Origin of the sequence: Pseudonocardia nigra, assembly GCF_019396355.1 — a bacterium.
Classification (GTDB): domain Bacteria; phylum Actinomycetota; class Actinomycetes; order Mycobacteriales; family Pseudonocardiaceae; genus Pseudonocardia; species Pseudonocardia nigra.
This window is the reverse complement of sequence record NZ_JAHKRK010000239.1, coordinates 1-11,339: the sequence shown is the minus strand read 5'-3', so window position 1 is coordinate 11,339 and position 11,339 is coordinate 1. Positions and strand designations below refer to the sequence as shown.

Below are 11,339 nucleotides of genomic sequence, written 5' to 3'. Positions count from 1 at the left end.
CCTGAAAGATCATCAGGAGCCGCGCTCGCCTGGCAACTCAGCCCCCTCGTCTCCCGCACTGACCAGGGCGAGCCAACCGGACAAAACCGGACGTAACACCTAAATGATCAGAACGCCGGGGCCCTGGCGATGCGCACGGCACAGATTGAGCCGCGACGATAAGGATTGCCTCCGGGTTCGACGGGATCCCGGAGGGCGCTCCATCGGAACGGCGCGAGAGGAGCTTTTGTGGACGCAGAGTACGTCTGGGCCCTGCTGGGCCTGCTCTGCCTGGCGCTGATGTTCACCATGATGGCGCTCGGGGTGCGGGCTGTCCGCGACGAGCAGCCGGTCAGCCGCGAGGAGGACGAGCAGTGAGCAACCAGCTTCTCGGCATCGTCGTTATTGCGGCTTTCGGCGTGCTCTGGATCGCGGTCGGACTCAGCGTGGCCCGCCGGGTCCGCTCCACCGACGACTACCTCGTCGGCGGCCGCAACGTCGGCGTCGCCCTGGGCTCGGCCACCATCCTGGCGACCTGGGTCACCGGCAACACAATCCTCGCGGCACCCGAGAGCGGCTACACGTTCGGCGTCCTCGGCGTGCTCGGCTACGCCGTCGGCGGCGGCGTAGCGGTGCTGGCCTTCGCCCCGCTCGCGCGGCGGCTGCGCACCCTGTTGCCGGCGGGGCGCACGGTGGGCGATTTCTTCCGGTTGCGCTACGACCGCAAGAACTACGGCCTGTTCCTGGTCATGCTCATCATCTGGGACCTCGGGTGGCTGTTGACGCAAGGCATGGGCGCCGGCATCATCCTCGAGTCCGTCTTCGGCATCGACTTCCACGTCGGCCTCGTCGTGACCGTTGCCATCGTGACGACGTATGTCACCATCGGCGGCATGGTCTCGGTGCTCAGCACCGACTTCATGCAGACCATGCTCATCATGGCCGTCGTCTTCCTCTTCCCGGCGTGGGTCTACATCTCAGCAAACCCGGTCGATGTCTACCAGGGCATGGCCGGGCTAGCCGAGGCCAAGCTCAGCCTTTCGGCCGCCGACGGCCTGCTGTTCCTCGCCGTGATCCCGCTGATCTACACCGGCGAGGTCTTCATGGACAACACCTTCTGGCAGCGAGCGTTCGCCCTGCGACCGAACGTCATCACGCGGACGTTCACGCTCGCCGGGATCGGCTGGGTGTTCGTGCCGATCGCCACCGGAACGCTTGCGTGGGTGGCCGTGGGCACCGGCCTCGAGCTGCCCGGCGGGCCCAGCTCGGTGGCCCCCGAGGTGGTCGCCGCGTACACCGGCCGGGTCGGCGCGGTCATCTTCCTCGTGCTGATCTGGGCCGCCCTGGCCTCGACAATGTCGGCGCTGCTCAACGCCGTCTCCGGCATTTTCATGAACGACGTCTACAACAACTTCGTTCGGCCCCAGGCCGGCGACCGCGAGCTGCTGCGGGTCGGCCGCCTGCTCACCATCGTGGCAGCGGTTATCACCATCGTCATCGCCTGGCCCCGGCCGCTGACCCTGCTGACGCTGCTGATCCTGCTCGGCGTCATCAACGCGGCCTATATCCCACCCATCGTCATGGGCATCTTCTTCCGGAAGACCAACCCCAACGGCGTATTCTGGGGCGTCGTGATCGGGACCGTGGCAGGGCTGCTCGTCTTCGGCGATGGCGCCTTCGACCTTCTCTGGCTGAGGTTGGAGGTCGTGGACCTGCCGGCGTGGCTAGGCGGTGAGCTGCAGGGTGCCGTGGTGTCTTTCCTCATCTCCACAGTGGCCACTGTCGGATGGACGCTGCTGCGGCCGCGCGAGTTCGACTTCCGCAGCATGATCGACTGGACGCGTTCCGAGAATGCTGGCATCGCAGAGGGGAAAAAGTGATCACCACGCCGTTCTGGCTCTGGATCGCCCTGATCGCGTTGGGGACCCTGGGCAGTCTGGGGACGCTCGTCGCCATCACGGTGACGTTCCTGCGCGAGCGCCGCGAGGGCCACCTGTGGTAGCGCGGTGACGTTCTCGGTCGTTGCCCGCTGCCCGCGTACCGGGGAGCTCGGCGTCGCCGTCGCCACCGCGGTCCCGGCGGTCGCGCCGATGTGCGCGTTCGTCGGGCCGCGGGTCGGCGCCGTCGCGACCCAATCGTGGGTGAACCCCTACCTCGGCATCGACGGGCTAGCGCTGCTGCGGGAGGGGCTCAGGGCGCAGGCGGTGCTCGACCGCGTGATCGCTGCGGACCCCGACGCGCAGGAGCGCCAGCTCGCGGTCGTCGACTCCGGCGGCGGGTCCGCAGCCTTCACCGGGGCGGCGTGCACCGGATCATCCGGGCACCTGACCGGCCCCGACCACGCTGCGGTGGGCAACATGCTGAGGCGCCCCGAGACGCTCGACGTGATGGTGGCCGCGCTACGGCACAGCGCGGAGGAGCCGCTTGCCGAGCGTCTCGTGCGCGCGTTGGAGGCCGGTGACGCCGCTGGCGGAGACAAGCGGGGACGCCAGTCGGCGGCCGTGCGCGTATTCGGCCAGGAGGACTACCCAGCGGTCGACGTGCGCGTGGACGACCACCCCGCGCCGGTCGGCGAGCTGCGCCGGGTGTGGGAGGTGGCTCGCCGCGAACTGCTCCCGTTCGTCGCGATGATGCCGACCCGGGCCCAGCCCGGCGGGCGGCAAGACCAGCGGGTCGTCGACTTCTTGCTGCTCAGCCCAGCCGAGCGCGCCGCGCGGGACGCGCCGGGCTGAGCGCAGTCTCCTCCTCGGCGACGGCGCCGACGGGTCCGAGGACGCACGCACCACCAACCGCGGCTCGAGTTGCGGGCGGGTCCCGCCGCCGTCGTCCTCCCCGGTCAGGCGCATACCAGCAGCCGCGCTGCGGCGGACCCCATGGCCGTAACCGGACTCGCCACGGGGGTGAGCGGCACGTGGAGCTCCCTGACCAGCGAGATGCCGTTGAAACCGAGCACGGCGACGTCCCGGCCCACCGCCAGCCCGAGGTCGCGCAGTGCCCCCAATCGCGCCCATGGCGACAAGGTGCGGTGACGGCGAACAGCGCGGTCGGCGGGTCCGGTTGGGTCAACAGCCGCATGCCGGCGGCGTGCCCGCCAGCGGCGCTGACCGGGGACGTCACGACGAAGTCGCGGGGGACGCGGACGCCGCGCTCGGCCAGCGCCTCGAGGAAGCCTGCTATCCGCTCCACGCCCTGCTGGCGTAGGTCACGCCGGCGATGAGGCCAACCCGGGGGTGCCCAAGGTCGGTGACGTGGTAGCCGGCCAGGCGTCCACCCGCGGAGTCGTCGCAGACGACGGCCGGGTACGGCGGGTGGCGCCGGTGGACGAGGACGAACGGGACCGAGCAGGCCGCCAGCTCGTCAAGGTACGGGTCTCGGTTCCGGCGTCGGCGAGCAGCATCTGGTGCGACGGCGGCGCTCGGTCGGGGAGTCGAGGGTATTGGCGACCACGGTCTGGTAGCCGAGCTTGGAAGCCGTCTCCTCGATGCCCTCATAGATCGTGCTGACGGCGAGGTCGGTGAGGCGGCGGGGCACCAGCACGCCCAGCATGCAGGTGCGCCGGGTCCGCAGGCTGGCCGCGAAGACGTCGGGCTGGTAGCGCAGCTCGGCGGCCAGTGCCACCACCCGCTCGGCGACGGGCGACCCGGGCGGGCGGCCGTCGCGCGCCCGGGCCAGCGCCCCGGACGCCGTCGACACGTGGACCCCCGCCGCATCGGCCATGTCGCGTAACGTGATGCGCGAGCGGGCCTCCAGAGTCCGGTACCGGAACCTTCCTGGCGTCGTTGACGGCCTCGAATCCTATCCATACCATCGTGCAAACGATGCGGATTTGCCGCACGGGCGTCCGCAGGAGCGGAGGTAGCGCCGTGCCGGACCCGATCCCGTCGGAGGTCGCTGGCACCAACGACGTCGTGCGCGTGGCGTGCCTGCAGATGCGCCCAGTCATCAACGAGGTCAAGCGAAACATCGCGTGCTCGCTCGAGATGGCGACCACCGCCGCCGACGCTGGCGCGACGCTGATCGTTCTGCCCGAGCTGTGCAGCTCCGGCTACGTCTTCGAGAGCCGCCGCGAGGCCTTCGCCGCTGCCGAGGAGGTCCCGAGCGGCCGAACGATCTCGGCGTGGGAGGAGCTCTGTCGGGATCGCAGCGTCTACCTCGTCGCAGGGATCCCAGAACGTGTGGGCGACCGGCTCTACAACTCCAGTGTCCTCGTCGGCCCGAGCGGCCACATAGGCACGTTCCGGAAGGTCCACCTGTGGAACCGCGAGAACCTGTACTTCGAGCCCGGCGACCTCGGCTTCCCGGTCTTCCATACGCCAATCGGGCGCATCGCGACGTTCATCTGCTACGACTGCTGGTTCCCGGAGTCGTACCGCGCTTGCGCCCTTGCCGGCGCCGACATCATCTGCGTCCCCACCAACTGGGTGCCGATCCCCGGGCAGGCGCAGGGATCCCCAGCCATGGCCACCGTGCTCTGCCAGGCCGGCGCGCACACCAACTCCGTTTATGTCGCTGCCGCCGACCGGGTCGGGACCGAGCGCGGCCAGCTGTTCAACGGCCAGAGCGTCATCGTGAGCTACACAGGGTGGCCGATGGCGGGGCCAGCGTCACCGGACGACGAGGAGATCCTCTACGCCGACGTCGACCTGAGCGCCGCGCGCACCGCGCGCGCGTGGAACGACTTCAACGACCCGCTGCGCGACCGCCGGGACGACGTCTACCGGGAGGCGCTCGCGCCTCGGGCCACGCCCGGCGCCCGCTGAGCCGGCTCCGCGTGGGCCCGCGACGCTCGGCCGCCCTGCTGTTTACGGGCGGGACGATTGGCGGGCGGTCCGGGCGGCCGCGGCCCGCGTTTGCTTGGCGGGTAGGGGAAGTAGGCGCAGATCTCTTGCCCGTCAGCAGGTCTTCGATGACCTGGGCGAGCTGTTCGCTGTTCGAGGAGGCCGGGCAGCAAGCGCTCGCGGCGGCCTATCGGGCGCCGGAATGCGAGGCCGCGCTGCGCGCCGCCCATCACCGCCTCGCCGAGCCCGACCGCTACGACAGGATCGATCCCGCCACCCTCGTCCTGCGCCTGCTTCCGTACGGAATGGTCGAGGTTGACGCCTGCACGCCCCGCTGGCGTGCCACCGTCGACCACATCCTCAGCGGTCGTGCTGCCGCTGAGCCGGGGCCTCCACCCGGCCGCATCATCGCCGCTCCCGTCGGGAAGACGGCGTGGCGCATCAGGGCCTACTACCCCTGCTTGATCCCACGGCGGATGCCGCCGGGCCGGGAAGGTCAGTCGCTGCCGCAGCCTTCGGTCGCCGCGCCGGGTGGGGGCCTTCCCGGCGGCGCGGACCGCATCGCAGTTCGCGTAGTAGACCGAGCCCCTGTCGTCGTCGCTGCTGGTGTCCCGGGAGTCGCTGTCACCGCCGGCGGGGGCCGCCGGGCGCGCGGGCTCGCCAAAGTGCTCCTCGCAGGCAATGCCGTTGCCGTCGATGTCGACGCGCTCGGGGTCGCCGGGGCGGGTGTCGAGCGCAGCCTGGGCCTCGGCCTGGGTGGCGAAGTCGGGGCAGTCGCGGTCCGCACTCGTGCCCGTGGTGGCGGGCGAGGTGGGCGCCGGGGCCGGGCGGGTCGTGGGCGCCGGCTGCGTCGTCCGCGGGCTGAGGGTCGCGGGAAGGAACGACCGGCTCGGTGTGGTGACCTCCTTCTCGGGCCCGCAGGCGTTCGCGATCGAGCCGATGATGGCCAGAACGATGAAGATCAGGCAGCCGATACCGCTGGCGGGGCTGGTGGCGCAGCAGGTGGTCGCCGATCTCTGAGCCGAACCCGGTGACGACGTTTGCCACGCCATCCGGCAAGCCCGCGTCGGCGAGGATCTCGGCTATCAGCAGCGCGCTGAGCGAGGGCCTCGGCCGGCGTGTGCACGACGGTGTTCTCGGCGGCGACCACGCCGAGTGGCTCGCGGCGGGTGTAGGCGTGCGATGGGATGAGATCCCCCGGTCCACACTCTGCGCGAGCGCGAGAAGTACTCGTACCACTCCGCGGTGGTGAGGACGTCGACCGGGCGGCACAGCGTGATGGACTGCTGGCCCCAAGGGACATGACCACGGAGCCGAGCACGAGAGCGCTACCGGCCCCGCTGGAATGCGTGAGCAACACGTTCCCCAGTCGGTCAGGTCGGCCGGTGTCCGGCCGGACGGGAGACGGTCAGCTCGATTTCACCCTCGCGCGTCGCGCACGGTGCGATGTCGATGCCGCGGCCCCGGGCGTGCCTGTCGGTCGTCCCGGTGCCGGGGAGTGCTGGCCGGCTCGATGGCGCAGGCGTGCCCGCGTCCGAACCAGGGGTAGGCGGTGCTGCCGTGCAGTTGCTGCCAGAGCCAGGCGTGGGGCCAGGTCCGGGCCGGCCAGGTGACCCGAACGCTCAGGTCGAGGCGGGGGTTGGTGATGGTGTACCAGGCGCGGTCGGTGAAGCCGGTCAGGCAGGCGAAGGCCGATCGCGGTTCCTCGCAGCCGGGGAGCGTCGCCACTGGTTCGACCGGCCAGTCGTAGGCGGCGCCGGCATCGAGCATTGATCCGGGGATCGTCTGGTCCGCCAGCAGGCGGGTGGCGCCCGTGGCGAGCCGGGTCCCGCGGTCGATGAGCGGGTGGCCGAAGGCCGGGTGGTGCACCCAGTGCACCTGGAGCGGGACAGGGGCGAGGTTGGTCAGGCGCTCGGCGACCCGCAGGGTCTGGCCACTCACCGTGATCTCGCGCTGCAGCCGCAGTGGCGCGGTGGTCAGCTCGGTCTCCAGGATGATCGCGGATGGGCTCGCCGCGAGCACCCGCCACGCGACGAGCGCGGCCTCGCCGTGGAACCCCCACACCGTCCCGTAGGCCTGGCGTTCGTCGCCCGCGTTCGGGCAGAGCACCTGCCAGCCGCCGCGGTAGCGCGCGTGCCAGTCGACGTGGGAGTTTCCAGTGGTGAGCGGGGACGCGACAGCGCGGGGGAGTCCGACCAGGGCGAGGTGAACAACGGGCTCTGCCCGATCCGAGCGGGTACGACGGACACGATGTCCGCCCCGCGGTCCGGATCGACCAGCACCTTCAGCTCCGGTGAGGTCAGCAGTTCCACGTCGTCCTCCCGGTGAGGTGGGAGAGCCCGAACCGGTACGCCGGGAGCCCCTGCGCCAGGTCCGGGACGGCGAATAGCGCACCGGCCAGCGGCTGCGCCGCGAGCTGGTGGCCGGTGAGTCCGTGCCGGGCCGTTGTGACGAACAGGGTCCGCCGGTCGGGTCCGCCGAAGGCGTAGCTCGCCGGTTGGCTCACCGGGAGCTGCACGACCGGGTCCAGCCGTCCGTCCGGCGTGTAGCGCCGCACGCAGCCGCCACCCCACAGCGCGACCCAGACGCAGCCGTCGGCGTCCAGGGTCAGCCCGTCCGGCCCGCCGGGACCGTCCACCTGGACGAAGGCGCGCCGGGCGACCGGCAGGTGGGTGGCCGGGTCGAGGTCGCAGACGTCGATCCGGCCGGTCGGGGTGTCGGCGTGGTAGAACCGCCGCCCGTCGGCCGTCCAGTCGAGGCCGTTCGGGCAGGTGAAACCGGTCTCGCCCGCGGCGACCGCCCCGTCAGGGCCCATCCGGTAGAGCGTGCCGGTGGCTTCGCCCTGGTCGTCGAGCATGGTGCCCGCGACGACACCGCCCCAAGGGTCGCACTTGCCGTCGTTCATCCGGCGGTGTGGCGCGCCGGCCTCTACCTCGGCGAGCATCTCCAGCCGCCCGTCGGCGGGGAGAGCCGGGCTAACCCGTCGCGCACGGCCGCGACGAGCTCGTCGGTGTCGGTGAGGCCGATCGCGCCGACCGCGCACCCGGCCTGCACGTCCGTGCGGTGGCCGGACGGGGTGATCGACCGGACGGTCCCGGCGAGCAGGTCGACCCAGCGCAGGCACTGCGGCCGGTCGTCCCAGACCGGGCTCTCGCCGACGCCGTCCGCGCATTCCACGACAAGCTCCGCCGCGCTCATGCGCGGGCTCCCCGCTGGGCGAGATCGGCGTCGACGTCGCGCAGGTAGTGCCGGTACAGCTCGTCGCCGGTGGCGGTCTCGCCGGCGTCGGGCGAGCGGGTGCTGGAGCACCTCGGCGGCCGCAGCGCCGCGCAGCCGGAGTGGACGCGGGTGCAGCTGGAGACGCTGGGACGGCCGCTGGTCGCGCACCGCGAACCGGAGACGGCGGCGCTGGGCGCCACCGTCCTCGCGGCGTCCGCGGTCACCGGCGACCAGGACCTCGGCAGCGCCGCCGGGCCCGCCGAGATCGCCAGGGCCGTGATGCGCGGCGTCGCGCTGAGCACCCGCCACGTCCTGACCACGGCGGCCGAGGCCACGGGCGTGCCGGCCGGGCCGGTGTGCAGCACGCCACGGACGTCGGGCCGCCACAGCGGTGCGCGCTCGCCGTCGAGGTAGGGCAGGAAGCGGGGGACCGCGGCCGGGTCAGCGGTCATGGCCAGCGCCACCACGTCGTCGGTCTCCCGCCCCAGGAGGGTGGCGGCCCAGGCCAGCGCAGCCCCGCCAGCCTGCGTCGGGCCGTAGCACACCGGCAGCGGCGCGCAGGTCGACGGCACGGTAAGCAATGGGGCCGGCGCGGCGGGCTCGGCACCGGTGAGCCCGGCGATCTGCGAGGTCCCGGTGAGCACGAACGCGGACGGCTCCTCGAAGGCGCCGATCCCGGCCATCCCGGCGAGCGGGTCGCTCCAGCCGACCGCGACGGGCACGCCCTCGGGCAGCCCCGACGCCCCCGCCCCGGTCGCGTCCACGCGGCCCAGCTGCGACCAAGGGTCGCGGCGCGGCGCCAGCAGCCCCGGGTCGGCGCCCGCCGCCGTGAACACCGGACTCGCGGCGTCCCCGCCGGCGTCCACGCCGCACAGGCCCTTCGACGACCAGGGGTCGGTGGCGGCGGTCCCGGTGAGCACGAAGCCCACGTGGTCCTTGGGCTGCAGGAGCCACCGGGTGGCGGCCAGCGCCGCGGGCGCGTGCCGGGCGGTCCACAGCAGCTTGGCCGGGAGGTAGGACGGTCCCCACGGCAGGTCGGTGCCCACCACCGATGGGGGATCGCAGCAGTCGCGCTGCAGCTGCCGCGCCTCGTCGTGCGCGCGGACGTCCTGCCAGGTCAGGCAGGGCAGCACGGCGCGCCGCTGCGCGTCGGCGAGCACCAGGCTCGGGGTGTGCCCGACGATCGCCACCCCGTCCGGGACGCCGGCGTCCGCGCACTGCGCGACGACCGACGCCAGCCCGCGCACCCAGTCGTCCGGGTCCTGCTCGACGTGGTCGCCGCGGCGCCGGGTCGGGTGGTCGGCGTGCCCCCCGCGCGAGCACCGTGCCGTCGTCGGTGACGGCGAGCGCCTTGACTGAGGACGTGCCGACGTCGATCCCGAGCCAGGTGCTCACGACCCGGCCACCTCGGACACCAGCTCGACGGCCCGCGCCGCCCGACGGCGCACCTCGTCGGCGCCGCGCCATGCCGCCAGCACCTCGGGGTTGAGCCGGATCCCGCCGCTGATGACGTACTCGGCGCCCGGCACCAGCGGCGCGAGCTCGCTGAGGTAGCCCGGTGTGATCATGCCCGCGAGGAAGAGCTTGATCAGCCCGGCGCCCTCGGCGTGGGAGGCGTGCACCTCCGAGGGGGTGAGCGCGCCCGGGACCGGCAGCAGGTCGCGCTCCCGGGCGGCCGCGACGAACCCGGGCGGGCAGCGGAACGACACCACGAACCGCGCGCCCGCGTCGGCCGCGCGGTGCACGTCGCCGAGGTCGGTGATCGTGCCGATCCCGACCGTGACGCCGGCGTCGGCGAGGCGCCGCACCGGCGGCGCCACGGACGTGGGCCCGGCGGAGTCGTCCTCGACGACCAGTGTGGACGTGCCGCCGAGCAGCTCGGCGAGCGAGTGCGCGCGCTCGGCGCCGAGCACCACGCCGGTCGGGTTCTGGGCGCATAGCTGCAGCACGACGGCGGCCAGTGGGGCTGGGTTCCGCAGCTGAGTGTCGGCCTGGACACGGATTCTGGGCGTTGACCTGCGGGAACGTGTGATCGCCGCCTGGTGGGCGTGTGTCCAGGCGGTGGTGGTTGTGCTGGTCAGGGCGTTGCTGGCAGCCCGAGTTCGATGATCTTCTTGGGTGGGTCGATGCCCAGCTTGCCCAGGATGGTGCGCTGGGCACCGGTGAGTTCGGTGCGCTGACGGAAGGTGCCGGCGGGGCCCTCGAACGTGCCCACGTGCAGGTCTTGGAGTTCCTCGCGAAGCCGGTTCCAGGTGTCGCCGGTGGTGGTCTCGGCGATCCGGATCAGCAGCAGCGCCAGCCAGCAGAGGATGACGTGGGCGCGGATGCGGTCTTCGAGCCGGTGGTAGACCGGGCGCAGTTCCAGGGTGGTCTTCATGTCCCGCCAGCCGCGTTCGACCTCGAGGAGCTGCTTGTAGCCCAGCGCGATGTCCTCGGCCGACAGGTTGGGGTCGGAGCAGCGCAGCAGGTATTTGCCGTCCAGGTTCGCCTCGGCGGCGATCTTGGTCTTGTCGATGCGCAGCAGGCCGCCGGGCGTGACGCGCAGGAGCCGGTTGAGCCCGGGCATCGTGGAGATCCGCCCGCGCAACTCCGCCCGCTTGGTCGGGGTCAGCCGGTCGGTGTCGGTGATCAGGGTGGTGAGCTTGCCGGTCATGACCTCGCGTAGCGCAGCGTCGCGGTCGGCCTGCTCGGGGTTGTAGCAGACCACGAACCGTTCGTCGTCGGCGATGCGGACCTGTTTGACCTGCAGGTTGTCCCGCACGTGCTGGTAGCGGCCCTGTCGGGACAGTGCGGCGGTGGCCTCGGCCGAGCCGGAGCGCAGCTTCTCCCCGATGATGTAGTGCCCGCCGCCGCGGCGCAGCTCGCGACGGTTGCGCGCGGAGGAGAATCCGCGGTCGGCGACCCACATGACCCGCGCCAGGGTCCAGTGGCGCATGTCCTCGCGGGCCTGGCGGATCAGGGCCGAGTCGGTGGTGTTACCCGGCCAGCACCACACCCGCACCGGGATCCCGGCGCGGGTCACCGCCATCCCGATCACGACCTGGGGCAGGTCGTCGCGGGAGTCCTTCGACTTACCGAACGTCGGGAACCCCACTCCGTCCGTGTCGGCGTCCTCGCCCATGGTGCGCTCGCCGTCGCCGTCGCCGTCGCCGTCGCCGTCGCCGTCGTGGTGCTGGCTGGTCGCGGTATCAGCCGGCCACGGACGTGGCGGGCGTGCGGATCGTCGGGCTCGTCGGTCTCGAAGTAGGTGGAGGTGGTGTCTCCTTTTACCGGCTAATCCAGCCGAGGCGAGGCCCGGCCCCGGTGCGACACGCCGTGGTGGTCGGGGTGCTTGCCTTGCTGCCGGGAGTGCTGGTTGATACG

At 72.2% G+C, this 11,339-nt stretch carries 10 protein-coding genes and 5 pseudogenes; 6 read left to right on the top strand and 9 right to left on the bottom strand.

The window, feature by feature from the left end; translation table 11 throughout:
* Positions 1 to 228 precede the first annotated feature (228 nt).
* From KME75_RS46370 to KME75_RS35475, 4 genes are read left to right on the top strand one after another with little or no spacing between them, the layout of a single operon-like run.
* Entirely contained in the window at positions 229 to 357 is a 129-nt protein-coding gene (locus KME75_RS46370) for a hypothetical protein (RefSeq protein WP_308283384.1), read from the top strand.
* Positions 354 to 1,859, top strand: coding sequence for a sodium:solute symporter family transporter (locus KME75_RS35480; RefSeq protein ID WP_219419318.1), 1,506 nt, complete (start codon positions 354 to 356; stop codon positions 1,857 to 1,859). Before KME75_RS46370 ends, KME75_RS35480 begins: the two co-directional genes overlap by 4 nt.
* Positions 1,856 to 1,981: a hypothetical protein gene (locus tag KME75_RS45345; protein ID WP_281424828.1), complete on the top strand. Its 126-nt coding sequence runs from the start codon at positions 1,856 to 1,858 to the stop codon at positions 1,979 to 1,981. The genes KME75_RS35480 and KME75_RS45345 overlap by 4 nt, the downstream gene beginning before the upstream one ends.
* A 4-nt stretch (positions 1,982 to 1,985) precedes the next feature.
* A complete protein-coding gene (locus tag KME75_RS35475; RefSeq protein ID WP_219419317.1) occupies positions 1,986 to 2,711 on the top strand; it encodes a DUF1028 domain-containing protein in 726 nt (241 codons plus the stop codon).
* A 104-nt stretch (positions 2,712 to 2,815) separates the two neighbouring features.
* On the opposite strand, the pseudogene KME75_RS35470 reads toward KME75_RS35475, so the two are convergent.
* Positions 2,816 to 3,046, bottom strand: a pseudogene (locus tag KME75_RS35470) (substrate-binding domain-containing protein); the annotation flags it as partial.
* Positions 3,047 to 3,336: 290 nt separating this feature from the next.
* A complete protein-coding gene (locus KME75_RS35465; protein ID WP_219419316.1) occupies positions 3,337 to 3,696 on the bottom strand; it encodes a LacI family DNA-binding transcriptional regulator in 360 nt (119 codons plus the stop codon).
* A 146-nt stretch (positions 3,697 to 3,842) separates the two neighbouring features.
* On the opposite strand from KME75_RS35465, the gene KME75_RS35460 reads away from it, so the two are divergent.
* Both KME75_RS35460 and KME75_RS35455 read left to right on the top strand, forming a co-directional pair.
* On the top strand, positions 3,843 to 4,739 hold the full coding sequence (locus KME75_RS35460) for a nitrilase family protein (RefSeq protein ID WP_219419315.1): 897 nt from the start codon (positions 3,843 to 3,845) through the stop codon (positions 4,737 to 4,739).
* Positions 4,740 to 5,453: 714 nt separating this feature from the next.
* Complete coding sequence (locus KME75_RS35455; RefSeq protein ID WP_219419314.1) at positions 5,454 to 5,777, top strand: hypothetical protein; 324 nt, start codon at positions 5,454 to 5,456, stop codon at positions 5,775 to 5,777.
* A gap of 21 nt (positions 5,778 to 5,798) precedes the next feature.
* Here the strand turns inward: KME75_RS35455 and KME75_RS46365 are convergent.
* The 7 genes and pseudogenes from KME75_RS46365 to KME75_RS35425 all read right to left on the bottom strand — a co-directional run.
* Positions 5,799 to 5,963 (bottom strand): annotated as a pseudogene (locus tag KME75_RS46365) (hypothetical protein); the annotation flags it as partial.
* 213 nt (positions 5,964 to 6,176) lie between these two features.
* Positions 6,177 to 7,151, bottom strand: coding sequence for a DUF4432 family protein (locus KME75_RS35445; protein WP_219419313.1), 975 nt, complete (start codon positions 7,149 to 7,151; stop codon positions 6,177 to 6,179).
* Positions 7,057 to 7,955, bottom strand: a pseudogene (locus KME75_RS35440) (SMP-30/gluconolactonase/LRE family protein). Before KME75_RS35440 ends, KME75_RS35445 begins: the two are co-directional and overlap by 95 nt.
* On the bottom strand, positions 7,952 to 8,659 hold the full coding sequence (locus KME75_RS45340) for an FGGY-family carbohydrate kinase (RefSeq protein WP_281424829.1): 708 nt from the start codon (positions 8,657 to 8,659) through the stop codon (positions 7,952 to 7,954). Before KME75_RS45340 ends, KME75_RS35440 begins: the two are co-directional and overlap by 4 nt.
* Before the next feature lie 9 nt (positions 8,660 to 8,668).
* Positions 8,669 to 9,241, bottom strand: a pseudogene (locus KME75_RS45335) (FGGY family carbohydrate kinase); the annotation flags it as partial.
* A 126-nt stretch (positions 9,242 to 9,367) separates the two neighbouring features.
* Positions 9,368 to 9,925, bottom strand: a complete 558-nt coding sequence (locus tag KME75_RS35430; protein ID WP_219419310.1) for a beta/alpha barrel domain-containing protein — start codon at positions 9,923 to 9,925, stop codon at positions 9,368 to 9,370.
* Positions 9,926 to 10,053: 128 nt separating this feature from the next.
* Positions 10,054 to 11,237: pseudogene (locus tag KME75_RS35425) on the bottom strand (IS1634 family transposase); the annotation flags it as partial.
* Between the last annotated feature and the right edge of the window lie 102 nt (positions 11,238 to 11,339).